The organism is Pricia sp. (assembly GCF_041745955.1).
Taxonomy (GTDB): Bacteria; Bacteroidota; Bacteroidia; order Flavobacteriales; family Flavobacteriaceae; genus Pricia.
The window spans coordinates 1-24,531 of the sequence record NZ_JBGTHY010000224.1; the positions used below are offsets into that span (position 1 = coordinate 1).

The following is a 24,531-nucleotide window of genomic DNA, read 5'->3' on the forward strand; positions in this document are numbered from 1 at the left end:
AGCAGGGCGTTTGTGAAGTTCGACCTTGGCCATTTTCCAATCGGCCGCAGATTTGGTGGCAATGTATTCGGTAGGAAGTGTAATATCGCAAGCCACACATAATCGGGTGTTCGGATGCAGCACTTTGATGAGTTCCGCCAAGAGCTTGTCGTTGCGGTAGGGGGTTTCGATGAAAAGTTGGGTTTGGCCCGAATCCCGTGAAATTTTCTCCAATCGCTTGATAGTGGATTTTCGCTCCGTCGTATCGATAGGCAGATAGCCATTGAAAGCGAAATTCTGTCCGTTCATTCCACTGGCCATCAAGGCCATGGTAATCGATGAAGGGCCGACCAAGGGAACGACCTGGATGCCTTTTTCATGGGCAATCCGCACTACGTCGGCACCTGGGTCCGCAATACCGGGACAGCCGGCCTCGGAAATGATACCGATGTCATGGCCTTGGGAACTCGGTGTTAAAAAACTAGGAATTTCCTGTGCTTCCGTAAACTTGTTCAGGACCGATATATGAAGGACGGACTGGGATTTTCCAGAACTTATTTTTTTGATGAAACGACGTGCCGACTTTTCGTTTTCGACGATATAATGGTCGATACGTTCTATGGCCTTTTTAATGGAAATGGGCAAAACCTCCAAGGGTGCGGTGTCTCCCAAGGTAACGGGTATCAAATACAGCTTTCCGGTGCCGTCCCTTTTCTTTGCCATGGATTTGGTTGGATTATATTTTTTTGCTTTTGAGAATGCCTTCGGCGAGAGGCAACCGGCAGATATTTTCAAGACACACCATTAACACTTTATACATCATAACAAGGTTTCTTTGGAATTCCAAGCTGTCGGTCAGTCGAATGAAGCAAGCCTATCAGGACAATTTCTTCCTCAAATCCTCGATGTATTTGCGGAACTGTTTATCGGTCTCCGCAAGGTTATCGACGGTTTTACATGCGTGTAATACGGTTGCATGATCTCGTTTTCCGATTTGTGAACCGATACTGGCCAAGGAGGCTTTGGTAAGTTTTTTCGCAAAGAACATGGCCAATTGCCGTGCCTGCACGATATGTCTTTTACGCGTTTTTGATTGTAGGGTGGCCACATCCATTTCGAAGTAGTCGGAGACCACTTTTTGAATGTACTCTATCGAAACTTCCCGCTTTGTATTTTTGACAAACTTTTCAACTACTTGTTGAGCGAGTTCCAAGGTAACCTCTTTTTTATTGAACGAAGACTGGGCGATCAGCGAAATAACGGCACCTTCAAGTTCACGAATATTGGTCTTGATGTTTTTGGCCACATAATCGATAATATCCTCGGGCATTTCGACCCCGTCGCGGTATAACTTGTTCTTTAGGATGGATACGCGTGTCTCGTAATCGGGATTCTGCAATTCGGCGGACAACCCCCATTTAAAGCGGGACAATAGCCGTTGCTCGATATCCTGCATATCGACGGGCGCCTTATCAGATGTTAAAATGACCTGCTTGCCGTTTTGGTGCAGATGGTTGAAAATATGGAAAAACACATCTTGCGTGCCCGACTTCCCGGAAAGGAACTGTACATCGTCAATGATCAACACATCGATCAACTGATAAAAGTGGATGAAATCGTTCCGGGTGTTTTTCTTGACCGATTCGATATATTGTTGGGTAAACTTCTCGGCAGAAATATAGAGTACGGTGCGCTCGGGGTATTTGTCTTTAATCTCGACCCCAATCGCATGGGCCAAATGGGTCTTGCCCAGGCCGACGCCGCCGAATACCAGTAGCGGATTGAACGACGTGCCGCCCGGTTTGTTGGCCACGGCCATACCGGCCGATCTTGCCAAACGGTTCGAATCGCCTTCCAAAAAATTGTCGAAATTGTAATTGGGATTTAACTGGGACTCGATTTTGATATTGCGGATACCCGGAATCACGAACGGATTCTTTAGCTGGGGATTTTTGGATTTTATGGGAACGTCCATTTCTTGGGATCCCATATTGCCCCGGTTCGAGCTAGGTATTTTCTCGGTAAAAGGTTCCTTATTGCCGTAGGTATTTTCCATACGGATAATGTACACCAGTTTTGCGGTCTCCCCGAGCTCTTTGGTCAGGGCCACCTTTAAAAGTTTGACATAATGCTCTTCTAGCCATTCGTAGAAAAACTTACTGGGTACCTGAATGCTCAAGGCATTGTCTGCAAGTTTTACCGGTTTGATCGGTTCGAACCAAGTTTTGAATGCCTGCGGTTGAATGTTGTCGTTGATAAATACCAAACAGTTGTTCCATACGGAATTTGCAGTCGCACCCATGTTAAAATTTACTTATTTGTCGGTTAGATAAAATCGTCAGTTGGTCGAAATCCGTCGGAGGAGACTTACTTTCTTGGTGTGGCAAATATGTGAACAAAAAAGCTAAAAAAAAAATCAAAATCTATTGATTTTACCCTTTTTTTTCACCATGTTGGAATACCCTAAATCGAAATCTTTTAAATATAGGATTTTAAACCGATACTAGATGAATTTTAACAGAGTTTCTTTCCGGGTGCGATATGCGGAGACCGATCAGATGGGCGTTGTCTATCACGGCAACTATGCGCAATACTTGGAGATGGGAAGGGTCGAGTGGTTAAGGGGCTTCGGAATTTCTTACAAAAGTATGGAAGAAAACGGTATAATGTTACCCGTTATTTCTTTAGGGATAAATTTCAAAAAACCAGCACTTTATGATGACCTTATAACTGTAGAAACCCTGCTAAAAAAACCACCCTTGGTCAAGATAGAATTCGATTATAAAATCTACAACGGGAAAGATGAAATTTTGGTGGAAGCGAACACCGTTTTGGCGTTTATCGATAAGAAAACCAACCGCCCCGTAAAATGTCCGGATTATGTTTTGGAAAAAATCAAAATGTAATTGATTCGGCTTCAGAAAACGTAAAATTTTTCTTCTTTATGACGTTTTCTTGATTTCTACTCATAACAAGGTACTTCTTCCACGTCGTTCATTTGCACTGAAATGACCAATTCGCAATCCAGTTGGAAGCGGTATCATCAGAAAAAGGCAACTAATACAATGCTGACGACCGCCAGTCCGATGCCGGTCCAATTTTTGACGCTAATATGTTCCTTAAAAAGCACGATGCCCAGGAGCGTTGAAAACATTACAATGGCCACATTGTTGATTGTAAAAACGGAGGCGCTGTTCAAGCTGTCGTGCTGCAGCGCCTTGAGCAAAAAATAAATGGAAAAATAGTTGGGAACGCCCAGGGCAATACCCCCCAAAACATTCCGGATACTTATTTTAATAGGTTTTTTAAGGGACTTAATGCCGATAAACACGATCCCCGTTACGGCGGCAGCGGCAAAGACCGTCGCCGAGAAAATGGGATAGTCATCTTCCTTAACATGAAACTCTTGAATGTATTTAATGCTGGTGTCGATGATTCCGGAACCTAAAAACACGGACAATGGCAGCAGCAAGGAAGCTTTTCGAACGCTTATAGCTTTGTCTTTCGCCGATGCGAAATAGACCGCGACTAGCGCGAGAAGGATTCCGATAATTTTTAAGGGCCCCAGCACTTCGTGATACACGGCGACCCCGAAAAGCACGGGAATGGCCAATGACATTTTGGTCGCGACCGATGCGACCGATACGCCCAACCTTTGCGCAGTTGCAGCCATAAGATTGAATACCAAGATAAAAAGTAGTCCCAAGGCCACCGTACCCAAAAACCATGGTTTTTTGGGGATTTCGAAGAGGGAAACATCCCCCTTATAAAAAAACAGTCCTACGGAACAGGCCACCACATAATTGACGACAATGGCGAAAAGCGTCTCGACCTTATATCGGGTAAACAGCTTGAAAACCACGAAAATAAAAGAGGACGATAAAATACTCAGGGCCAAATAGATCACGCTATAATTTGGATTTAAGTTGGGTGACATCCTCTTTTCCGACCTGTAAATTCCAACAACGTATACCCAGGTTTTCGGCGGCTAGGGTATTTTCTTTCGTATCGTCAATAAAGAACGTTTCTTCGGCCTTTAGTCCATTTTCGTTTAGTACAAACTCATAAATTTCGGCATTGGGCTTTCTCAGGTTGATTTCGTGGGACAGATAAAACTTTTCAAAGGAACTCTTGAACCGAAGAAACTTTTCGCCGCCCATGATTTTTTCGACATGCGGAATGTGCAGGGCATTGGTGTTACTGAGCAGAAATAAGCGATAGTTGCCTTCTTCGGCCAAAGCCTCTATAAATTTTAAGCGGTCGTCGGGAAAGTCCAGTAACATGCTGTTCCATATTTGCGTAATTTCTTCAGGTTTGGCTTGAGGATATACTTGGCCCAGGTTTTCGATAAAATCATCCGAAGAAATTCCCCCGACCTCATAGGTGTCGTTGAGCGTCATGATTTCAGGGGTAAGATCGGTGGTAACGCCGAATTTTTCCATTTCACGGTAGATAACCTGTTTATCGAGGTTGATAAAGACGTCGCCGAAATCGAAAATGATGTTTTTAATCATTGTAATAGGTTTTTAAAGTATCCGAACCGATAGTTGTAAAAGCTATTAGTTTTCCCGATATGCTGGGCGCTTTTGTTCCTTTTTTAAAGGATGATGTACCCGTAAATATGCGGGCTTCGTCCCATAGGCCGACGTCGATAAAAGTCTGTAAGGTTTGTGAACCGCCTTCCACCAGCACACTTAGTACATTGTATTCGTGAAAGATGCTGCAAATTTGCTTGGATACATCCTTAGAATAATCCAATAGGCGATAGTCGATGCCATCCCGATAGCGGGAAGGTTCCTCGACTTCGGTAAGGATCAGGGTGGGATGGCTGCCATCCAATACATGGAAATCCCCGTTTATCCTCAAATTCCGATCCAGTACCACCCGAAGTGGACTTTTGCCCGTCCATTGCCTTACATCCAGTTTGGGATTATCCTCCAAAACCGTGTTCGTACCGACCAAAATGGCCTGTTCCTCGTTACGCCATTTATGGGTCAATTGGCGGGAATATGAATTGCTGATCCAATACGGTTCGGTATTTTCATTGCGTTTCGTTGTATCGGGAGCGATAAAACCATCCGAGGTTTCGGCCCATTTCAATATGATATAGGGGCGTTTTTTTTCGTGAAAGGTCAAGAAGCGTTTATGGTGTTCACGGCATTCGGCTTCCAGTACTCCTGTTATGACCTCAACCCCGGCATTCCGCAGTTTTTCAATCCCTTGTCCCGCTACTTTTGCGTGCGGGTCCGACAGACCGACAATTACGGTCGGAATTTTATGTGCGATAATCAGATCTGCGCAAGGCGGAGTTTTCCCGAAATGGGAACAGGGTTCCAAGGTGACATATAGGGTAGATTGCCTCAATACTACCTTATCGACAACCGAACCAATGGCGTTCACCTCGGCATGCGGACCGCCATAAGGGCTCGTAAAGCCCTCGCCGATCACTTGCCTATCATGAACGATCACCGCACCCACCATGGGATTAGGGGCGGTGGTGCCCAGTCCGTTTTGGGCAATTTCGATGGCCCTTGACATATATTTTTGCCGTATATTCACGGCGCAAAAATAGGATATTAATTTATGGAATCCAGCACTACTGTCATTCGCAAGATTAGGCCTGAAGACAATGTCGAAGTGGCACGGGTAATTAGAAAGGTCTTGATCGAAGTAGGCGTCCCAAAGGTCGGTAGTGCCTATGCCGACAAAGCATTGGACCACATGTATGAAAACTACCATGTGCCGCGCGCCGATTATTTTTTGGTCGTCGAAGAAGGAAAAATTCTGGGGTGCGCGGGCATCGCCCAACTTGAAAATTACGAGGGCAATGTCTGCGAGTTGCAAAAGATGTATTTTTTGCAGGAAGCACGTGGAAAGGGCATAGGCAAAAGAATGATTCAAATATGTCTTGATCAGGCGAGGGAATACGGATACGAAAAAGTGTATATCGAAACTATGCCCTACATGAAGGCCGCCCAAGAACTCTATAAAAAATCGGGGTTTGAATATATCGATGCCCCCATGGGAAATACCGGGCATTTCTCGTGTCCGGTTTGGATGCTTAAGAGTATTCAGTAGCAGTGCCGGTAGGCAGGCTTAAAGCTTTCAACGTAGGCTTGAACCTTGAGCAGCCCACTGCTACCTGCTACTGTCAACTTAGAAGAAATGTTACTAAAAGAAATCAAGAACATTTTCCACAAAGAACTCGACGCCAGCTATCCCAAAGAAGAGGTCGATAGTTTTTTCTATATGCTCATCGCGCATTATTTGGATCTGGAACGCTTCGTGTTGGCCATGCAACCGAATCTAATCGTTACCAAAAAGGAAGAACAGCCACTATTTGAAGCCTTGTCCCAACTGCGGTTGCATCGCCCGATACAATACATTATCGGCACCGCCCATTTTATGGATATGGATTTTTCGGTGGATGAAAACGTGCTTATTCCAAGGCCGGAAACCGAAGAACTTGTAAGATGGATGATTTCCGGGTTAAGCGTTAAGCGTGATGGGTATAAAGTTCTTGATATCGGAACTGGTAGCGGATGTATCGCCATATCTTTGGCCAAAAACTTGCCGAAAGCAAAGGTTTTCGCCTTGGATATCTCGGAAAAAGCGATTGATGTCTCCAAACAAAATGCCTTGAATAATGAGGTAACCGTCCAATTTATTAAAAGGGATATTTTAAATTTGGATGCTTTGGATACCAAATTTGAGGTCATCGTCTCCAATCCCCCTTATGTCCGCCAGAAAGAGAAAAAAGATATGCATAAAAACGTCACAGACCATGAACCGGGACTCGCCTTATTCGTTTCCGATGAAAATCCCTTGAAATTCTATGATGCCATTGCCCGTTTTGCCAGCAAAAACCTGAAAAAAAACGGAAGTTTGTATCTAGAAATCAACCAATATCTGGCAAAAGAGTCCGAACAGCTTCTCAGAAAACATAATTTTTCGGAAATTGAGCTGCGAAAAGATATGTTCGGGAATGATAGGATGATGAGATGTAAGCATTTGGAAATTTGAAGCTTGTTCGATTGAAAATTCAAAAATCCCTTATTCGCCTATTTTGAACCCTGACCACTAGCTCACTAATCTCACCCATGACCATAAAAGAACAAATAGAATCCTTAAGAAAAGAACTTCGCGAGCACAACCATAGGTATTACGTGCTCGACAACCCGACGATTTCCGATTACGATTTCGACATGAAGTTGAAGGGGTTACAGGAGTTGGAAAAGCAGCATCCGGAATTTCAAGATCCGACTTCTCCGACCCTTAGGGTGGGGGGCATGGTGACCAAAAATTTCGAGACCGTCATACACGACCACCGCATGTATTCCCTTGACAATTCGTATTCCAAGGAAGATCTGGACGATTGGGAAAAACGTATCCAACGAATTCTGGGAGATGCCGAGGTGGCGTTTACCTGTGAGCTGAAATATGATGGCGCCTCGATCAGCCTCACCTATGAAAACGGACAATTGGTGCGTGCGATAACCCGAGGCGATGGTTTTCAGGGCGATGACGTTACGACAAACGTTAAAACCATCAAAGCGGTTCCGTTGCGGTTGAAGGGTGATTTTCCGAATAAATTTGATATTCGGGGGGAAATCGTGCTCCCGTTCGAAGGATTTGCAAAAATGAACGCCGAGCGGGTCGAAAATGGGGAAGAACCTTATATGAACCCTCGGAATACGGCCGCCGGAAGTTTGAAATTACAGGACAGCGCCGTGGTGGCGCAACGGCCACTCGATTGCCTGCTTTATGGTATTGTAGGTCAGAACACGGGAATAACATCCCAATGGCAAATGCTGGAAAAAGCCAGGGAATGGGGCTTCAAAGTGCCTACGGTCGCCAAATTGTGCAAGTCAACCTCCGAGGTCATGGCCTTCGTGAATTATTGGGATATGAACCGGCATGACTTGCCCTATGAGACCGATGGCGTAGTGGTGAAGGTCAATAGTATGCAGCATCAGGATGAACTGGGATTCACCTCGAAATCCCCCCGGTGGGCAATGGCCTATAAATTCAAGACCGAGCAGGTAGCGACACTTTTGAACAAGATTACCTATCAGGTGGGGCGTACCGGAGCTATAACTCCCGTAGCCAATCTAAATCCGGTGTTATTGGCGGGCACGACCGTGAAAAGGGCTTCTTTGCACAATGCCGATCAGATTGCCAAGTTCGATATCCGTGAAGGGGATACGGTTTTTGTGGAGAAGGGTGGGGAAATCATTCCTAAAATTATTGGAGTCGATTTTACCAAGCGCCCCCAAGATTCGGAACCAACGGTTTATATCGACCATTGCCCGGAATGCAACACCGACCTGGAACGGACAGATGGCGACGCCAAACATTATTGTCCCAATTATTACGGCTGCCCGCCCCAGATTACTGGACGCATCCAACATTACATCTCCCGAAAGGCGATGGATATCGAAGGTATCGGTGGGGAAACGGTCGAACTTTTATTCAAGGAGGGGTTGCTGAAAAATTACGCCGACCTATATACATTGACCAAGGAACAGATTCTTCCATTGGAACGCATGGCCGAAAAATCCGCAGAGAATTTGGTCAAAGGAATTGCGGATTCGGTAAAGATTCCCTTCGAACGGGTACTTTTTGCATTGGGCATCCGTTTTGTAGGCGAAACGGTGGCTAAAAAACTGGCCAGGGTCTATACGAATATCGACACCTTGATGTCCGTATCCGAAGAAGAACTGACCGCCGTAAATGAAATCGGTGAGCGTATTGCCCAATCGGTAGTCGAGTTTTTCCAAAATGAGGCTAATCGTGAGATTATATCCCGCCTAAAAGGTTACGGTATTCAATTCTCTTTGTCCGAAAAACAGCTGGCAAACCAGACCGATACGTTGAAGGGTATGACTATCGTGGTATCCGGGGTCTTTGAAACCCTAAGCCGTGACGAACTGAAAAAAATGATCGAGAATAATGGGGGCAAGATAGGATCAAGTATCTCTTCAAAAACCGCATATCTCGTTGCTGGTGACAAAATGGGTCCTAGCAAACGCACCAAGGCTGAAAGTCTCAGTGTGCCGATTATTACGGAGGGAGAATTTATAGCTTTGATCGGTATTGGTGCAGAATAGCATAATTTCCAAACAAGGATCTTTTAAAGTACAAGAATCTATATGCACCATATTCTTAGTTACAGTCCGTGTAATTCGTGTCAAACCAAAACACGAATTATACGAATTGTCACTAATGGATTACTGGAAAGAAAGTACCTATCCCAATAAAAATCCACTACAAGGGTTTGCGACCAGAAATGACGTTGTAAAGTATTACTACAACGGCAATAACAATAAGAATATGGATTAGACTATTGGTTCCAAGGCCGGGTATGACGCCCAACATTCCCAAAAGCCAAACTACAATACAGATTACGGCTACAAGCCAAAGAAGTCCTCTCATGATCGGTTAATTAAGATTTATTTAACTAATATACTAAAGATTTTAATACGGTAGATAAATTAATGGAGAAAAAAAATTGGACCAGTACATTTAAGTAACGGCTTGGAAGGCCTACACCTTCGTATTCCCCTATTTTCCGGTTAATTAGAATTCAAACTTATTTTGGGATTTTTTTCAGTAAAATAAAACAGCATCCCATGTAGTACCATCAACGCATTTAGTAAAAAAAGGTACTCCCCAAAAAACGTATTTTGCCCGAGGCCCAATTCAGGATACACCTGAAAACAGAACCAAAAATTCATGGAGTTCAAGGCCAAAAAGCCAAGTAAATAAGGCCATTTATTAAATACCCTCTGATAGAGTCCAAATGAAAATAGAAGTTTGATTTCCTGTCCAAATAACTGGGAAAACACAGGCCATATAAAGAATAGTGGTAGCGCGAACAATCGGGTTTCCCGGGCGAAGGCGGTCAAAATAACGATAGGGGTGTTTATGATTACGGTGAGCAAAAAGGCGCCGATCCATTTATTATGCCTGGCCGGAGCATCCCTATTTCGCATCTGAACGGCGACCAAATACAAAAACGGGGCCAATGCTAAATAAAGGGAAGTCCAAGTTTCTACGGTGTTCTTGGTGCTCTCAAAATTTTCAAGGAAACAGGAGTAGCGGCTGGCCATTTCGATCTGGGTCGCTTTTAGCTGGTCGTGGATGGAAATAAAAAGTGCGAGATAGATGCCATAGAAGAATAGGGGAAGCAAGATAGGGACACATAGTTTCAAATGTTCTTTGGAAAACCGGTTTAGAACTAATTTTTCAACGCCCGGCATGAACAGTACCAGGGCGGGAAACAGTAGCAAGCTTGTTTCCCTGGAAATCAAAGCCAGCGTAAAAAGAGGTACGTACCAGGCCCATCTTTTTTGAACGAAGGCGATGAGAGCCAGTAAAATAAAACAGTACTGCAAAGGCTCGTCATAACTAAAAACGGGCGGAAAAAAGGCGAACAGCACCGAAAAGGATAGAAAATAAACGCAAATATTGGACAGCGCCCGTTCACTGCTGGACTTTAAAGCTTTCGATAACTTGAAAATTAATAATCCACTGAGGAACAATAGTATAAAATTTACTAAAATAAACGCATGTCCCGATCGCAGTCCGAATTTGCCCGTGACACTTTCGATAAGAAAACTGGTAAGCGGCCTTCGCGCAAAGGGGGCGATCTCTTGGTGATAGTCAATCTGCGATTTTAAAAATCCGTGGGAGATGCGGGTGTTGTTCTCGTTGAGCATACTGTCCATATTCGGTAACATGTGGATGCCGAAGATGATCAAAGTAAACGACAAGGCCACCAAATAGGGTAGGGAATGCCATCGTACTATTTTTTCAAACGTTGTAAGCTCCATGGTCACGGATTAGCCCGTCGAATTTAGGTATTTTTGGAAAAGAAAGAACAGGAAACCTGAAAATCATGAGCCATCCAAAAAACTATGGGGATTTCATTAGTACCCTACAAAATAAAAAACCGGATTCCGATTGGCCGGAAGCCCTAAAATCCCTTTGGTACGATGCCAAGGGCGATTGGGAAGCTTCCCATGATATTGCCCAGGACCTTAACAACGACCTCGGTAGTTGGATCCACGCCTATCTACACCGAAAGGAAGGTGATGCGTTCAACGCGGGGTATTGGTACCGGCGTGCGAACCAGGAATTTCCTGAAATTTCGTTGGAGGAGGAGCATCGGGAGATTACGGAGTATGTTTTGGACAAATAAATGATTCGTAATCCTATAATTTAGGTGCATGCTGCTTTTTTGGTGCGTTGGGCCTATCGTCAGTCATTGGAAAATTCGTATTATGGAACGGAAATTGTATCTTTATAAAAGTTTAAAGATATGAAATATGGCGACCATAGACTTAAAGAAAAGTGTACAGGATTATGTAGAAATGGCTGACGAGCGCCTGTTGAGAATGATAAAGGCATTGGTGGAGACCTATCAGGAAGGAGAAAGTGATTTTGAAATCAGTCAAGATCATAAGAAAATTCTAGATGGTCGTTTGGAGGATTACCAGAAAAACCCCGACAGTCTTTTGGACTGGGAGGATGTAAAACAAAGCTGGTAATGGCATATCGCCTTAAGATACTGCCTGTTGCCCTTAAAGATTTGCAAGAGGCAAAAGAATGGCACGAAAAAAAACGTATAGGTCTCGGGGATGAATTCAAGCAAGCGGTAGAATTCGAAATCGATTATGCCGGCAGAAACCCTCATCATTTTCAAAGGCGTTACAAAGAACTCAGACTGTCGTTGGTCAAAACTTTTTCCTATGCCATATTCTATTAATCGATGACAAGCAGGACAGGGTGATTATTTTTGGTGTACTTCATACGAGAAGAAATCCCGAGATTGCTAGAAATAGAATAAAATAGTAGGGCAAGGCTCTTATACCATTATCGAAACCCCTTCCGCCGTCCGATTTTTATCCAAATCAAAATAAAAATCGATCCGCCCCAAATTCAGACCGAAACATCCTACTTGATTGACCAATACCACACGGTCCATTTTATTTTTGACGAGGGTCGGCTTATCGAGAAACGTATGGGTATGGCCTCCAATGATAAGGTCGGTATATTGGGTTATGGCCGCAAGTGCCAGATCATTGGGTCTGTCCTTGATTTCGTAATCGTATCCGATATGTGATAGGCAAATGATCAGCTGGCAGTCTTCATCTTCTTTTAGACGGCGTTCCATGTCTATTGCGACCTCATAAGGATCTTGGTACACAGTTTCCCTGTACATTTTTGGGTCTACCAAGCCTTCCAGCGCAATGCCTAGAGCGTAGACCCCGATTTTGATGCCATCGACCGTATAGATTTTGTAGGACTTTACATGGCCGTCCATCACCGTATCGCTAAAATCGTAGTTGGAGGAAATCAAATCGAATTCCGCATTCGGCATCTGAGCCAACAGTCCCTCGATACCGTTGTCAAAATCATGGTTGCCGATGGTCGCGGCGTCATATTTCAGCATGCTCATCAATTTGAATTCCAGTTCGCCACCGTAAAAGTTGAAGTAGGGCGTGCCCTGAAAAATATCCCCTGCGTCGAATAACAAGGTATTGGGGTTTTCTTTCCGAATCGAGTCCACCAGAGTGGCTCGCCGTGCCACCCCCCCTACATTGGAAAAATCGGAATGGCTTTTCGGAAACGGGTCGATATGGCTATGTACGTCGTTGGTGTGCAAGATGGTGATGTGCTTTTTGGTTTCCCCAAGGCAGGAATGTAATGATAATCCGCTTAAGCCTACCAACGCGGTTGATGCGGCACTTTGTTTAATAAAGTTTCTTCTTTTCATGAAAAAGTTCAAATCCTATCCATCCTAAAAACCCTAATTCTAAAAATAAAACCGAGCATCCAGCTCCAATAGCCCTCACTCCATCCTATAGTACCGATCATCCATCACCGGCGCAATCGTATCTACCTTATTGAAATAATCTATCATGGCATTACGGATTTTATAGTCGATTTTGGTGGTTTTTTCCGCATCCTTAAAGAAAACCATAGTATCGCCACCGTTGAGCAGGTAGTCCGACGTGGCCACATTGTAGCTACGGTTATCATCTAAAGGCTTTCCCTGAATGCGAACGGACGCTATCCCATTCTCTCGGTTGAGAACTACCTGTAGGCCCGATATGGGGTGCGGCTGGCCGAAATCCCTTAAATAAAGGACAAGCTTCTGAACGGATTTTCCGCTGAGCTTGGCTACGACTATCGAATTCTCAAAGGGCATCACCTCGTAGGCGCTACGGGCGGTTACTTTTCCCTTGGGAATAATGGATCGGATGCCTCCGTGGTTCAAGAGCACGAAATCGATGCTTTCACCCGTGCGGGATTTAAAAATGGGTCCGCCCTCCGATAGCACGATATCGGCAAGAAGGTTGCCTGCCGGGGTATTGTATGTACCGTCGGTCTTTGAAATCGTTAGGGGAGCATAGGCCAATGCACTGTCCAGCACCGCATCTATCCGCTTTCTGTACGGGGAGACAAAGTTTTCGATGGAGTCCGAGGGCTTGTAAGACGATTCTATTCCAATCTGCCGACCCTCGATTTTAGTTACCGAAACCCCATCCCGACATGAAAAAAAACTACTGATTGTTATAAATATAACAAAATGTTCGATTTTAAAATCCATTATTCGGTTTATCTTTACGCAATAAAATTTTATGCGTTGAGTTCTTTACATTTGTAGTGCCCCGTGCACTTTTAAAACCGCGGAATCAAAATGTAAAAGTACATGTTTAAAGGAATAAAAGATAGGTTCAAGTACAATTCGAGCGTTAAATTCCTAAAACAGGAATTGGCGAAAGAACCTCCTAAAATAGAACGGGAAAGCGGAATTAGCTCGGTTGGCTGTATCGTCGATCTGGACAGTTTTGAGGATGCCAACCTGTTCTATGATTTTGTGGAAGATTATAATCTGAGACCCAATGGCGTCAAGATTATCGGCTATAAAAGTTATTACGATAAGAATTCGCCCTATTCCACTCCCGTTTTTTCGGATAAGGATTTGGGATGGAACGGGAATATAGAAAACAGCTATGCGCTTGAATTTTTAAGTAGGGAATACGATTTACTGGTCAATTATTATACAACGGAGAACTTGCTCATCCAATTGATGAGCATCAAGACCCGCGCCCGTTTTCGGGTGGGCTTCAAAGATGTGGACCGGGTCTACAACGATTTGATACTAGACGCTCCCTTGAAGGATTTTACCACCTTTAGAAAAGAACTTAGAAAATACCTCGGCGTTTTAAACGAGATACGATAATGGAACAATTACAAGGTACGGGCGTGGCACTGGTCACCCCTTTTAAGAAAGATTTATCCATAGATACCGGGGCTTTGCGGCGCATTGTAAATTACTGCATCGATGGCGGGGTCGACTATCTTGTCGTACTCGGTACCACTGGTGAGTCGGTCACGCTGAACAAGGCCGAAAAAATGTTGGTAATGGATACCGTAGTCAGCGCCAATATGGGCAGGCTACCATTGGTATTGGGTATCGGTGGAAACAGTACGTATAGGATTGTAGATGAGATCAAGTCCTTTGAATCCGAACATTTTTCAGCGATTCTTTCCGTTTCGCCGTATTATAACAAGCCTACCCAAGAAGGTGTTTATCAGCATTTCAAGGCCATTTCCGAGGTGACCAATACCCCGATAATCCTGTATAACGTACCCGGAAGAACGGGCAGCAATATGCTGCCGGAAACTAGCTTACGCTTGGCGCATGATTTTAAAAATATCATCGGAATTAAAGAAGCTTCCGGCGATATGGTACAGGTACAGAAAATCCTGAAAAATAAAAGTAAGGACTTCATGGTGATTTCCGGGGATGATATCACCGCGTTGCCGACGGTACTGGCTGGCGGATCGGGCGTAATTTCCGTTTTGGGACAGGGGTTGCCCTCTGAATTTTCGCACATGATCCGGGCGGCATTGAACCGTGAAGTCGATGAGGCCTACCGTCTACATTATACTATGCAGGATGGCATGGAACTTATCTTTAGGGAAGGAAATCCCGCAGGTATCAAGGCGATTTTCGAGACGCTCGGCCTTTCGGGCGCCGACGTACGACTTCCATTGGTCGAAGCTTCATCCACATTGAAAAAGGATATTGCCGCGTTCGTAAAACCTTTTATAGAGGTGACCGCTTATGGGGGAATCCCAAATTCCTAATGCCCACGGACTGTTACCTGCCCACAGACTACCACCCGCCACCCGCTGGCTGTAGACTGCCCGCCTGAACTAACAGGCAAGCTCCGCTGTTTTATCTGTATTAGAAGATTGAATTAGTATCCATACCTAATTACCATATCCGAACCTTGCAGGAACAATAAAAGATACGTGGCAAAAATCAGGCTGACAATGACTGAAAATAGTAGTAACGAGGTGGCTTTGAACCATTTCGGCATGCCGTTGAGAGACGTGTTTTGAACAATCGTGTAGTAAACATCCATATTTTTCAATTTTAGTGTTGCACTCATTTTGAGTAGTACACATAGCGTGAACTTTTCAGATGTAGGTCGTTGTTTCGGTAGAACTTGGGGGTTCTTTGTAATTAAACAACAAAGAGAACCAAATCCCTAACCCTTAGTATGATTTTTCGCCAAACGGCATAAAAAAAGGAAGAACTGTTAGGTTCTTCCTTTTTATAGGTTTTGGAATTTGGCTCGGAAACCTCGGGAGTATTGAAATTTGTTGCTTTGTCCCGAAGCGTCCTTGAGAAAATGGTTTATAGACATCCCCCGGCAAACCCGGTGGCATTGAATTTGGTCTGTACCGCACCTTGAACACCACCTTTTGTTACTTGAATGGCCAGGTTGTTATCGCCACTACGTTTCGGACTACAGTATTCGAAAAGGTAGAAACTACTGGCCCTGCGGGATACCAATTCCGATATATTATTAAAAGTAGTTTCAAGCTCCTCTTTATTGTTGGCAACAACACTCGAAGTCTTTCCGATATCGGTCAGTACCTGAGTATCGATTTCGGCACCGAGCCCTATAGTAAAGAAAGAGATATTCGGGTTGGCCGTATCGACCTTCTGCTGTGCGGCTTCTTTTGTAAAACGGGAGGCTTGATCCGTACCATCGGTAAAGATGACGACCGATGCCGCCCCGATTTTTTCACCTTTAGTACTCTCGATCAAGAGGTTTGAGGCGATATCGGTAGATTTGATGACTGCCCCGTACAGATCGGTAGAGACATCTTGGCTGATATCGGCCGTTATGCCTTCGACAGCGGCGGTAAGTTCTGCCTTGTTCGCGGTCAACGGGTTCAGTTCGTGCAAAACATCCTCCCCATCGAACCAATAGATGGCCATTTTAAAGGACTCCTGAGTGGTCGCCGGCATCACATTCCCTATAAAGCTGGCGCTAGCCGTTTTCAGTTCCGCAAGGCTAGTAGTCAATACACTGGCACTTAAATCGAGTACCAGTAATGTATTATTACTGAAAATCTGCGAATTTGGCGAAATACGGGAGTTGGCCTCGGATTTTGATATGGTATTGAAACAATCGTCATTTTGCCCCTGCTCGTAGATGGTAAATTCATCGGCAGTAAGTCCCGGAACCGGATTCCCGTCCGCATTGGAAACCTTAAAAAATACCGATACCTTGCCCGGTTCGGTGGTGTATTGGTCTTGGATGGAAAGGATAAGGTCGTTCTCACCGAGTTCTAGGCAATCGTCCACAGGTTTTCCTTTGCCGAGATCGCCACCGGTGTTGAGGCCGAAATTCACGTCGTCATCGGCATTGCCACAGGACACAAATACGCTGATGGAGAAAAATAAAGCGAGTAACTTGAAATAGGATTTCATTGTTGAACGGGATTTTAGTGTTAGTTTCAACCAACACAACGATCATTTCGATTGAATAGTATACTAGGATAGACAAATAATGTTAAAGATTGTTAAGGGGGATGCCATGGATTTTTGTAGTTTTCCTCAAGATTTGTTGATAATGTCGACTTTATGATTCGGATTGCCGTTTTTCTTCTCCTACTATGCAAATACCAGCCCTGTTTTTCCCAAAAAAGGAATGCTTCTTTTCGACTGAACATACGACAGGCAACCAGCCCGATAGCCATAGATGGTATGGGAAATGACAAGGCCTGGCAGGATACCGATGTGGCCACCGATTTTTTTATGGTTTTGCCGATGGATGAAGGAAAAGCCAATGAACCCACCGAAATACGGATGGCCTACGACGACAAGAACCTATATCTGTTGGCGACTTTTTACCACAACCTTAAAGGGGATTATTATGTGGAATCGCTGCGGCGGGACTTTTCCTTTGGGAAAAACGACAACTTTTTGCTTTTTATGGACCCGTTCAACAACCAGACCACTGGCTTTTCCTTTGGGGCGAATGCGTATGGTGCCCAATGGGACGGTACCATGTACAACGGTAGCACCGTAGACTTGAACTGGGATAGTAAGTGGATTTCCGAAACCACCCGTGACGAAGAAAAATGGGTGTTCGAGATGGCCCTTCCCTTTAAGTCCATTCGCTATGAGGATGGTGTTTCGGAATGGGGCATCAACTTTAGCCGTTTGGACTTGAAGTCCACCGAAAAATCAAGCTGGACGCCAATTCCGAGGCAATTGCCCACCGCATCCCTGGCGCATACGGGCACCTTGGTCTGGGATACGCCCCCGCCATCCCCGGGTCTAAATTTGTCGCTAATTCCCTATGTTTTGGGAAGCGTGAGTAAGGATGTCGAAAATAATGGGGATGCAGATTACGAGGTCAAGGTAGGTGGCGATGTAAAGTTCAGTCTGACTTCGTCGTTAAACTTGGACCTGACCGTAAATCCCGATTTCTCCCAGGTGGAAGTAGACCGGCAGATTACCAATTTGGACCGGTTCGAACTCTTTTTCCCTGAAAAGCGGCAATTCTTTTTAGAGAATGGCGATCTCTTCGCCAGTTTCGGATATGAAAACATCCGTCCCTTTTTTTCCCGGCGTATCGGTTTGGGAGTTCCCATTCAAGCCGGGGCAAGGGTCAGTGGAAATTTGAATAATAAATGGCGCTTGGGCTTGATGGATATGCAAACCGCGAGCATCGATGAAGCGGGATTGCCCAGCCAGAACTTCGGAGTGCTATCCCTACAAAGAAAAGTGTTCAGCAGATCTAATATCGGATTGCTGTTCGTGAACAAGCAATCCGTCAATTATACACAGGAAAACGATTCACTTAAGGCGCTTTATCCGAAATTCAACCGCAATTTGGGACTGGAATACAATTTGGCCTCTTCGGATAATCTGTGGAACGGGAAGGCCTTTTTCCTAAAATCATTTTCCCCCAATGAAACGGGAAGCGGCATTACCCAAGCATCTCATTTGGAATATAAAAGCAGAAAATGGAGCTGGAGGATACAGGAAGAATGGGTAAGCGACGACTATTCCGCCGAAGTCGGTTTTGTGCCTCGAATCGGTTATGTAAACCTGAATGGGTACGTGGGCCACTTGTTCTTTCCAAAAGGCGGCAAGGTTTTAAGTCACGGACCCCGCATGAACGCCACCTATTATCTCGATGAGGCGTTTGATAGGTCGGACAATACCAGCTTTTTGCAATATTTCGTGAATTTTCGAAATCGAAGCGATTTGATGGTTTTTGTTTCCGACGATTACGTAAAACTGTTGTCCCCTTTCGACCCGACACGATTGGGCATAGCACAACTCGATAGGGGTACCGAACATCAATGGAACGCGGTAGGGTGGGAGTATATAGCCAAGCCGCAAAGCCTCTTCACCTATACCTTCGCAGGACGTTTGGGCGGTTATTATCTCGATGGCAACCGTACCAGCCTGACGGCCGAACTGGGTTACCGTTTTCAGCCGTACGTTAGCCTCAGCGCCAATCTGAACTATAATCGTATACGATTGCCCGAACCCTGGAATACGAATACATTTTGGTTGATAGGTTCCGAAATTGATGTTACCTTCACCAACAAACTGTTTTTTGCCAATCTGTTTCAATACAACGAACAGACCAAGAATTTTAACTTGAATTCCCGCTGTCAGTGGCGATATAGTCCGGCATCGGATCTGTTTCTGGTGTACACCAACAATTATTTTATAGAACCTTTCGAAGGGCGGAATTGGGGGCTGACCCTTAAATTTACGTATTGGTTCAACCGGTAGTGTGTAAAGGAAAAAAACGGACAGGCTTAGTTTGTTCCGGGTGTATATCCGAAGCTGATATGTCAGGTACATTGTAGTCCGGTTGCAGTACGTCACAGAGAAACTATGAGGTTGTTCTTGCATTAAGAAATTGTTAAAATAAAATCAAAATCCCATTATTTTCATAACTTACCCATCAGTATCAAAGGGTAAGCAAATAACGATAGAAAAGAAAATCTGGCGACGAATCGTTTGAATGTACCAATAAAAAAAAGCGAAAATGCCAAAATATAACTTAAACATCAACGGAAAACCCCAATCTATTGAAGCCAGTGCGGACACGCCGTTGCTATGGATTCTACGGGACCATCTTGACATGGTCGGCACGAAATTCGGATGTGGTATTGCGCAGTGCGGTGCCTGTACCGTGCATGTCGACGGTACCGCGGCCCGCAGCTGCTCTTTGCCAGTAGCTTCGGCGGAAGGCAAGGAAATTACTACCATCGAGGGACTGTCCGAAGACGGTTCGCACCCTGTACAGAAGGCTTGGAAGGAAGTAGATGTACCTCAATGTGGGTATTGTCAGGCAGGCCAAATTATGACGGCCTCGGCATTTTTGGCACAGAACAGCAATCCCTCCGAAGCGGAAATCAAGAATGCCATGCACGGCAATATCTGTCGATGTGCGGCCTACAACCGTATCCAAAAGGCCGTGGAAATCGCCGCCGGGAATATGGAATAAATCAATACTATTATTGTCGTTCCCGCACGGTCACCGAGCCTAGTCGAAGTGAAGGCGGTAATCTAAACCATGTGTAATTTTTTATTCCTACTTTTTTCTGTAGCACCTCTATTGTGCTCGTTGTTATAAGCTCAGGACAAACTTCGGCGGAAATTTTTAACGAAAAACAAACATCATGTCAACACCATCATCATCCCCAATAACCTTCAGCAGAAGAAATTTTATCCGTACCTCCTCCTTGGCCGGCGGTGGACTTCTAATCGGCTTCAACCTCTTCACAGGTTGTAAATCCGACGTTAAACCTCCTATTTATTTGGAAGACCTTAACTACAATGATTTTAACGCCTTTATAAAAATTGCCAAAAACGGAGCGGTTACGATTTTCTCCCCGAATCCGGAAATCGGACAGGGGGTGAAAACCGCGATGCCCATGATCATTGCCGAGGAATTGGACGTCGCATGGGATAACGTGTTCGTACGGCAAGGTGCTCTCGACACCGAAAATTACAGCCGCCAAGTAGCGGGGGGAAGCCAATCCATACGATTTAGCTGGGACCCCTTACGACAGACAGGGGCCACCGCACGGCAGATGTTGGTCAATGCCGCCGCGGCACGATGGGGCGTCGATGCCTCAGAACTTACCGTCAGTGAGGGCGTGATTACGAACGCGGCCGGAGAGACTTTGGGATACGGCGATGTAGTCGATGAAGCCGCAAAGCTTGAAGTGCCCGAAGAGGTAAAGCTAAAGGAGCCGAAGGATTATAAAATTATCGGAACCGATCAAGTGAACGTGGATATCGATAAGATTATCACCGGAAAGCCGCTTTTCGGGCTGGATTATAAGGTCGAAGGAATGGTCTACGCTGCCGTGCTGCGGCCGCCCGCGTTCGGACAGGAATTAGAATCCTTCGATGCTACAGAGGCCAAGGCCATGCCAGGGGTCATCGATGTTATCAGCATTGGAAAAAAAATGCAAACCCTTTTGGGCAGTGAGACTAGGAGTTGGACCGTACAGATGAATCCCAGTGAAAAAGTAGTGGTCATTGCCAAAACAACCTGGGAAGCCTTTAAAGCAAAAAAAGCCATCAAGGCCAAATGGAAAGAAGCCTCGACCCTGGAAAGTACGGATTTTCAGGATAAAAAATTAAACGATCTTTTAGATGGTAAGGAATTTATCACCCTAAGGGAAGATGGCGATGTCACTAAAGCCTTTGCCCAAGCCGATACGGTATTGGAGCGTACCTACGAATCCCCTTTCCTACCTCACAATTGTATGGAGCCAATGAATTTCTTTGTCGACGTCACCGACGAAAAGATCCATTTGGTAGGGCCTATACAAACCCCCGAGGATGCAGCAAATACGGTTGCCGAGTTGTTAGGTCGTGATATAAAGGACATTCATTTGGAAATGACCCGTCAGGGTGGTGGGTTTGGAAGACGCTTGTACGGCGATTTCGTATATGAAGCTGCGGAAATCGCCGATGCCATTAGAACACCCGTCAAAATGGTATCTTCACGTGAAGACGATATGACTACAGGAGTGTATCGTCCGGCCATTAAATACCGTATCAAAGCGGCGATAAAAGATGGCGAATTAACAGGATATCAATTAAAGGAAGCTGCCATCAATGGCAATATGTACGGTCTTATCCCCAATTTCTTTCCTGCCGGAGCGGTGGAAAACTATCGCGTGGATGTCGCAAATTACGAGAGTAATATTACCACAGGCGCTTGGCGAGCACCCTACACCAATTTTCTGGCCTATGCCGAGCAAGCTTTTTTCGACGAAATCGCCGAGGCGATGGATGTAGATAAGGTGCAATTGCGCTTGGACTTACTTGAAAAAGTAAAAGGTACTACCGATGAGCGGATCGAATACGATCCAGAACGCCTGCAGGCCGTTCTTAAAATGGCGGTTGATAAATCTGGATGGGGCAAGGCACCGGAAGGCACCTATCAAGGCGTTGTAGCTTATTACTGCCATAACTCCCATGTCGCCGAGGTAGCCGATGTACAGATCGAGGATGGAATGCCCGTTGTGAAAAAAGTGACCTGCGTGGTCGATTGCGGTATCGTAATCAATCCATTGGGTGCCAAAAACCAGATCGAAGGCGGCGTGATCGATGGTGTCGGACATGCGATGTACGGCCAATTCGGATTTAAAGATGGCGTGCCGACCTCCAACAACTATGATACGTATCGGCTAATCCGTATGAAAGAAGTTCCCGTTGTCGACGCCTACATGATACAGAACGAACTTTCCCCAACCGGACTCGGCGAACCGACACTTCCGCCCGCAGGGGGTGCCGTCGCCAACGCCCTAAAAGCCGCCACCGGAAAACGCATTTACAAACAACCTTTTATGGAAGATCCGGATTTTTGGAGGGTAGAGAACAAGGAGATTTTAGGGTAACGTGAACTTTTAATATGACCCACGAACTAAAAAAAATAATCCAAGCCTTTAAAACTGCAAAATCCAAAAAGCTGAAGACCGTCCTCGTGACGGTCGTTGCTTTAGAGGGGTCATCGTATCGAAGGCCGGGAGTTCGTATGCTCATTCGTGACGATGGTAGAACGGTCGGGGCGGTCAGCGGTGGCTGTGTCGAAAAAGAAATTGTTTTACAGGCCCAAAGCGTTTTTGACAGTGGCATTCCTAAAATGATGACATACGATGGGCGATATAGATTAGGCTGTGAAGGCATCCTGTATATTTTGATCGAGCCCTTTGAACCTGAAACGGAGTTTTTTACGGCTTTTGATGGAATGCTCCAAAAGCGCCATCCGTTTGAGATAACTTCCTACTACTCCATGACGGAGGGTTCAGATCAAGCCTATGGCTCCATTTTCCGATTTGATGGAAAGGAAATCCCTGTTCGGTCCCCATTAAAAACGGATTCGGCAGCGGAATGTTTTGAACAACAGATGCAACCTTGCTTTAAGCTGGTGATTGTCGGGGCGGAACATGATGCCGTTCAGTTATGCCTGTTCGCATCCCTTGCCGGATGGGAGGTGACTATTGTTGCCGCTGCGGCCGAAGAAAAGCAAATCACGGATTTTCCCGGAGCGGAAAAGTTTATGGCCGTCGAACCCGAAATGATGACCACAGAAGATATCGATGAGCAAACGGCCCTGATGATTATGACCCATAGCTACGTGCGCGACCTGAAATATCTTTTGGCTCTCAAAGACACCCGACCGACCTATTTGGGCATTCTTGGTCCTTCTAGACGGCGGGAAAGGGTGTTGGGTGATTTTATCGAGCACCATCCCGAAATTTCCGATGCGTTTATCGATAGTATCCACGGTCCGGCGGGTCTCAATATCGGGGCGGAAACGGCCCAGGAGATCGGCTTGGCCATCATCTCCGAAATACTTTCCGTGACGCGCGATAAGAAGCCTATGATGTTGAAGAACAAGTCCGGTAAGATTCATAGCTGATGGCTTTCCAAAAAAATATAGCGATTATCATATTGGCCGCGGGGGCGTCTTCCCGAATGGGCCAAACCAAGCAATTGTTGCCTTGGAAAGATACTACCTTGTTGGGCAACGCCATCCGTACGGCAAAGGCTTCCGATGCCAGTTCGGTAGTGGTCGTTTTGGGTGCGAATGCGGAATCTATTCGAAAGGAAATTTCGGATAATCAAATAGCAATTGTCGAAAATCTGGTCTGGGATTTAGGATTGGGGAGTTCGATTGCCTGCGGAACGGATTTCCTGATTAAGAAAAAAAATAAACCGAATGGTATTTTTATAATGCTCGCCGACCAGCCTTTGATCGATACGGCCTACCTGAATGCGATGATGGTCGCTTTCAATCCGGAGCAGGATGTTATTATTGCCACGGCCTACGAAAACGGGGCAGGGGTACCCGCATTATTTTCCGAAAACTATTATAGGAAATTGACTAAATTGGATGACGATTCCGGTGCGAAGGATCTAATACAGAGTCAAAAGGAAAATGTAGTGGTCCTTGATTTGGAACAAAAAACAGTCGATATAGATACTAAAACGGACTACGATAATTTAACAAGAAAATTAAAGTAAACTACCTCGGGACAAATCTCCTTTAGAATTAAACCAAATTGGTCATTAAAGTGTTATAAATAGATGAAAATAATATTGTTGCGTTTTTCTATAGCTTTTCTATTGCTCTATTCAGCCGAACTGCCCGCACAGGAAATGGGCTTTGAGGAATACAATCCCAAATCAACTTTGGTAGTGCCCGGGCATAAAGTATCAAAGTCCAAATTCCCTTTTATCGATGTCCATAGCCATCAACGCGACATGTCCCTGGAAAGCTTGAAAAGTCTGATCACTGATATGGACACCATGAACGAGGCGGTGATGGTCAATTTAAGCGGAGGGTCGGGTGCAGGTCTTCAGGAACAAATCGATAATATCAATAGTGTCTATCCCAACCGGTTCGTGGTGTTTGCCAATGTGGATTTCGAGGGTGTCGGCACGAAAGGATGGACAGAAAAGGCGGTAAATCAACTCCAAGCCGATATTAAAAATGGGGCCAAGGGCCTTAAAGTTTATAAAACTTTAGGCCTTCGGAATATGGATAGTGACGGCAACCGATTGGCGGTCGATGACGAACGTTTGGATGCCATTTGGGCCAAATGTGGGGAACTGGGCGTTCCCGTACTGATACATTCCGCGGACCCAAAATCGTTTTGGGACGCCATGGATGGCGA

Annotated in this window: 25 protein-coding genes and 1 pseudogene; 15 read left to right on the plus strand and 11 right to left on the minus strand. The window is 45.2% G+C overall.

Features of this window, described 5'->3' with window-relative positions:
* The 3 genes and pseudogenes from ACEW8S_RS08090 to dnaA all read right to left on the minus strand — a co-directional run.
* The coding region (locus tag ACEW8S_RS08090; RefSeq protein ID WP_373517655.1) for an SAM-dependent methyltransferase at positions 1-702 on the minus strand (702 nt) is incomplete at its 3' end.
* Positions 703-724: 22 nt separating this feature from the next.
* Positions 725-799 (minus strand): annotated as a pseudogene (locus tag ACEW8S_RS08095) (low molecular weight phosphotyrosine protein phosphatase); the annotation flags it as partial.
* Positions 800-856: 57 nt separating this feature from the next.
* Complete coding sequence (gene dnaA, locus ACEW8S_RS08100; RefSeq protein ID WP_373517656.1) at positions 857-2,281, minus strand: chromosomal replication initiator protein DnaA; 1,425 nt, start codon at positions 2,279-2,281, stop codon at positions 857-859.
* A 205-nt stretch (positions 2,282-2,486) separates the two neighbouring features.
* Between dnaA and ACEW8S_RS08105 the strand changes: the two genes are divergently transcribed.
* Positions 2,487-2,885: an acyl-CoA thioesterase gene (locus tag ACEW8S_RS08105; protein ID WP_373517657.1), complete on the plus strand. Its 399-nt coding sequence runs from the start codon at positions 2,487-2,489 to the stop codon at positions 2,883-2,885.
* Between the two features lie 137 nt (positions 2,886-3,022).
* On the opposite strand, the gene ACEW8S_RS08110 is transcribed toward ACEW8S_RS08105, so the two are convergent.
* From ACEW8S_RS08110 to ribD, 3 genes are read right to left on the minus strand one after another with little or no spacing between them, the layout of a single operon-like run.
* Positions 3,023-3,886: an EamA family transporter gene (locus tag ACEW8S_RS08110; RefSeq protein WP_373517679.1), complete on the minus strand. Its 864-nt coding sequence runs from the start codon at positions 3,884-3,886 to the stop codon at positions 3,023-3,025.
* A 1-nt stretch (position 3,887) separates the two neighbouring features.
* Complete coding sequence (locus ACEW8S_RS08115; protein ID WP_373517658.1) at positions 3,888-4,493, minus strand: HAD family hydrolase; 606 nt, start codon at positions 4,491-4,493, stop codon at positions 3,888-3,890.
* Positions 4,486-5,517 carry a bifunctional diaminohydroxyphosphoribosylaminopyrimidine deaminase/5-amino-6-(5-phosphoribosylamino)uracil reductase RibD gene (ribD, locus tag ACEW8S_RS08120; protein ID WP_373517659.1) on the minus strand — a complete coding sequence of 344 codons (1,032 nt, stop codon included), beginning with the start codon at positions 5,515-5,517 and terminating at the stop codon, positions 4,486-4,488. The genes ACEW8S_RS08115 and ribD overlap by 8 nt, the downstream gene beginning before the upstream one ends.
* A 45-nt stretch (positions 5,518-5,562) precedes the next feature.
* Between ribD and ACEW8S_RS08125 the strand changes: the two genes are divergently transcribed.
* The 3 genes from ACEW8S_RS08125 (at position 5,563) to ligA (ending at position 9,089) form a co-directional block, all read left to right on the plus strand.
* Positions 5,563-6,057: a GNAT family N-acetyltransferase gene (locus ACEW8S_RS08125; protein ID WP_373517660.1), complete on the plus strand. Its 495-nt coding sequence runs from the start codon at positions 5,563-5,565 to the stop codon at positions 6,055-6,057.
* An 87-nt stretch (positions 6,058-6,144) separates the two neighbouring features.
* The gene (prmC, locus tag ACEW8S_RS08130; protein WP_373517661.1) at positions 6,145-7,002 is read left to right on the plus strand and encodes a peptide chain release factor N(5)-glutamine methyltransferase; all 858 of its coding nucleotides are present in this window, start codon (positions 6,145-6,147) and stop codon (positions 7,000-7,002) included.
* A gap of 77 nt (positions 7,003-7,079) precedes the next feature.
* On the plus strand, positions 7,080-9,089 hold the full coding sequence (gene ligA, locus ACEW8S_RS08135; RefSeq protein ID WP_373517662.1) for an NAD-dependent DNA ligase LigA: 2,010 nt from the start codon (positions 7,080-7,082) through the stop codon (positions 9,087-9,089).
* A gap of 157 nt (positions 9,090-9,246) precedes the next feature.
* Here the strand turns inward: ligA and ACEW8S_RS08140 are convergent, their stop codons facing one another.
* Positions 9,247-9,414 (minus strand): lmo0937 family membrane protein, encoded by a 168-nt coding sequence (locus ACEW8S_RS08140; RefSeq protein WP_373517663.1) that lies wholly within the window; start codon positions 9,412-9,414, stop codon positions 9,247-9,249.
* A gap of 140 nt (positions 9,415-9,554) precedes the next feature.
* Positions 9,555-10,814: a hypothetical protein gene (locus tag ACEW8S_RS08145; RefSeq protein ID WP_373517664.1), complete on the minus strand. Its 1,260-nt coding sequence runs from the start codon at positions 10,812-10,814 to the stop codon at positions 9,555-9,557.
* Between the two features lie 65 nt (positions 10,815-10,879).
* Between ACEW8S_RS08145 and ACEW8S_RS08150 the strand changes: the two genes are divergently transcribed.
* The 3 genes from ACEW8S_RS08150 (at position 10,880) to ACEW8S_RS08160 (ending at position 11,749) form a co-directional block, all read left to right on the plus strand.
* Positions 10,880-11,182, plus strand: a complete 303-nt coding sequence (locus ACEW8S_RS08150; protein WP_373517665.1) for a hypothetical protein — start codon at positions 10,880-10,882, stop codon at positions 11,180-11,182.
* Between the two features lie 127 nt (positions 11,183-11,309).
* A complete protein-coding gene (locus tag ACEW8S_RS08155) occupies positions 11,310-11,531 on the plus strand; it encodes an addiction module protein (protein WP_373517666.1) in 222 nt (73 codons plus the stop codon).
* Positions 11,531-11,749 (plus strand): type II toxin-antitoxin system RelE/ParE family toxin, encoded by a 219-nt coding sequence (locus ACEW8S_RS08160; RefSeq protein ID WP_373517667.1) that lies wholly within the window; start codon positions 11,531-11,533, stop codon positions 11,747-11,749. The genes ACEW8S_RS08155 and ACEW8S_RS08160 overlap by 1 nt, the downstream gene beginning before the upstream one ends.
* Before the next feature lie 99 nt (positions 11,750-11,848).
* On the opposite strand, the gene ACEW8S_RS08165 is transcribed toward ACEW8S_RS08160, so the two are convergent.
* Complete coding sequence (locus tag ACEW8S_RS08165; RefSeq protein WP_373517668.1) at positions 11,849-12,760, minus strand: bifunctional UDP-sugar hydrolase/5'-nucleotidase; 912 nt, start codon at positions 12,758-12,760, stop codon at positions 11,849-11,851.
* Between the two features lie 75 nt (positions 12,761-12,835).
* The gene (locus ACEW8S_RS08170; protein ID WP_373517669.1) at positions 12,836-13,597 is read right to left on the minus strand and encodes a 5'-nucleotidase C-terminal domain-containing protein; all 762 of its coding nucleotides are present in this window, start codon (positions 13,595-13,597) and stop codon (positions 12,836-12,838) included.
* A gap of 102 nt (positions 13,598-13,699) precedes the next feature.
* On the opposite strand from ACEW8S_RS08170, the gene ACEW8S_RS08175 reads away from it, so the two are divergent.
* The gene (locus ACEW8S_RS08175; RefSeq protein WP_373517670.1) at positions 13,700-14,233 is read left to right on the plus strand and encodes a hypothetical protein; all 534 of its coding nucleotides are present in this window, start codon (positions 13,700-13,702) and stop codon (positions 14,231-14,233) included.
* A complete protein-coding gene (gene dapA, locus ACEW8S_RS08180; protein WP_373517671.1) occupies positions 14,233-15,144 on the plus strand; it encodes a 4-hydroxy-tetrahydrodipicolinate synthase in 912 nt (303 codons plus the stop codon). The genes ACEW8S_RS08175 and dapA overlap by 1 nt, the downstream gene beginning before the upstream one ends.
* Before the next feature lie 556 nt (positions 15,145-15,700).
* Here dapA and ACEW8S_RS08185 read toward each other — a convergent pair.
* Positions 15,701-16,786 carry a VWA domain-containing protein gene (locus ACEW8S_RS08185; RefSeq protein WP_373517672.1) on the minus strand — a complete coding sequence of 362 codons (1,086 nt, stop codon included), beginning with the start codon at positions 16,784-16,786 and terminating at the stop codon, positions 15,701-15,703.
* A gap of 276 nt (positions 16,787-17,062) precedes the next feature.
* On the opposite strand from ACEW8S_RS08185, the gene ACEW8S_RS08190 reads away from it, so the two are divergent.
* The 6 genes from ACEW8S_RS08190 to ACEW8S_RS08215 form a co-directional block, all read left to right on the plus strand.
* Positions 17,063-19,114, plus strand: coding sequence for a DUF5916 domain-containing protein (locus ACEW8S_RS08190; RefSeq protein WP_373517673.1), 2,052 nt, complete (start codon positions 17,063-17,065; stop codon positions 19,112-19,114).
* 259 nt (positions 19,115-19,373) lie between these two features.
* The gene (locus tag ACEW8S_RS08195; RefSeq protein WP_373517674.1) at positions 19,374-19,835 is read left to right on the plus strand and encodes a (2Fe-2S)-binding protein; all 462 of its coding nucleotides are present in this window, start codon (positions 19,374-19,376) and stop codon (positions 19,833-19,835) included.
* A 175-nt stretch (positions 19,836-20,010) separates the two neighbouring features.
* Entirely contained in the window at positions 20,011-22,248 is a 2,238-nt protein-coding gene (locus ACEW8S_RS08200) for a molybdopterin cofactor-binding domain-containing protein (protein ID WP_373517675.1), read from the plus strand.
* A gap of 14 nt (positions 22,249-22,262) precedes the next feature.
* Entirely contained in the window at positions 22,263-23,273 is a 1,011-nt protein-coding gene (locus ACEW8S_RS08205) for an XdhC family protein (protein WP_373517676.1), read from the plus strand.
* The gene (locus ACEW8S_RS08210; protein ID WP_373517677.1) at positions 23,273-23,878 is read left to right on the plus strand and encodes an NTP transferase domain-containing protein; all 606 of its coding nucleotides are present in this window, start codon (positions 23,273-23,275) and stop codon (positions 23,876-23,878) included. Before ACEW8S_RS08205 ends, ACEW8S_RS08210 begins: the two co-directional genes overlap by 1 nt.
* Before the next feature lie 63 nt (positions 23,879-23,941).
* On the plus strand, positions 23,942-24,531 hold a 590-nt coding region (locus ACEW8S_RS08215; protein WP_373517678.1), incomplete at its 3' end, for an amidohydrolase family protein.

Coding starts and splice junctions, on each gene's coding strand:
- dnaA (WP_373517656.1), bottom strand. CDS start 2,281: ATGGGTGCGACTGCAAATTCCGTATGGAACAACTGTTTGGTATTTATC.
- ACEW8S_RS08105 (WP_373517657.1), top strand. CDS start 2,487: ATGAATTTTAACAGAGTTTCTTTCCGGGTGCGATATGCGGAGACCGAT.
- ACEW8S_RS08115 (WP_373517658.1), bottom strand. CDS start 4,493: ATGATTAAAAACATCATTTTCGATTTCGGCGACGTCTTTATCAACCTC.
- ribD (WP_373517659.1), bottom strand. CDS start 5,517: ATGTCAAGGGCCATCGAAATTGCCCAAAACGGACTGGGCACCACCGCC.
- ACEW8S_RS08125 (WP_373517660.1), top strand. CDS start 5,563: ATGGAATCCAGCACTACTGTCATTCGCAAGATTAGGCCTGAAGACAAT.
- prmC (WP_373517661.1), top strand. CDS start 6,145: ATGTTACTAAAAGAAATCAAGAACATTTTCCACAAAGAACTCGACGCC.
- ligA (WP_373517662.1), top strand. CDS start 7,080: ATGACCATAAAAGAACAAATAGAATCCTTAAGAAAAGAACTTCGCGAG.
- ACEW8S_RS08140 (WP_373517663.1), bottom strand. CDS start 9,414: ATGAGAGGACTTCTTTGGCTTGTAGCCGTAATCTGTATTGTAGTTTGG.
- ACEW8S_RS08145 (WP_373517664.1), bottom strand. CDS start 10,814: ATGGAGCTTACAACGTTTGAAAAAATAGTACGATGGCATTCCCTACCC.
- ACEW8S_RS08150 (WP_373517665.1), top strand. CDS start 10,880: ATGAGCCATCCAAAAAACTATGGGGATTTCATTAGTACCCTACAAAAT.
- ACEW8S_RS08155 (WP_373517666.1), top strand. CDS start 11,310: ATGGCGACCATAGACTTAAAGAAAAGTGTACAGGATTATGTAGAAATG.
- ACEW8S_RS08160 (WP_373517667.1), top strand. CDS start 11,531: ATGGCATATCGCCTTAAGATACTGCCTGTTGCCCTTAAAGATTTGCAA.
- ACEW8S_RS08165 (WP_373517668.1), bottom strand. CDS start 12,760: ATGAAAAGAAGAAACTTTATTAAACAAAGTGCCGCATCAACCGCGTTG.
- ACEW8S_RS08170 (WP_373517669.1), bottom strand. CDS start 13,597: ATGGATTTTAAAATCGAACATTTTGTTATATTTATAACAATCAGTAGT.
- ACEW8S_RS08175 (WP_373517670.1), top strand. CDS start 13,700: ATGTTTAAAGGAATAAAAGATAGGTTCAAGTACAATTCGAGCGTTAAA.
- dapA (WP_373517671.1), top strand. CDS start 14,233: ATGGAACAATTACAAGGTACGGGCGTGGCACTGGTCACCCCTTTTAAG.
- ACEW8S_RS08185 (WP_373517672.1), bottom strand. CDS start 16,786: ATGAAATCCTATTTCAAGTTACTCGCTTTATTTTTCTCCATCAGCGTA.
- ACEW8S_RS08190 (WP_373517673.1), top strand. CDS start 17,063: ATGGGAAATGACAAGGCCTGGCAGGATACCGATGTGGCCACCGATTTT.
- ACEW8S_RS08195 (WP_373517674.1), top strand. CDS start 19,374: ATGCCAAAATATAACTTAAACATCAACGGAAAACCCCAATCTATTGAA.
- ACEW8S_RS08200 (WP_373517675.1), top strand. CDS start 20,011: ATGTCAACACCATCATCATCCCCAATAACCTTCAGCAGAAGAAATTTT.
- ACEW8S_RS08205 (WP_373517676.1), top strand. CDS start 22,263: ATGACCCACGAACTAAAAAAAATAATCCAAGCCTTTAAAACTGCAAAA.
- ACEW8S_RS08210 (WP_373517677.1), top strand. CDS start 23,273: ATGGCTTTCCAAAAAAATATAGCGATTATCATATTGGCCGCGGGGGCG.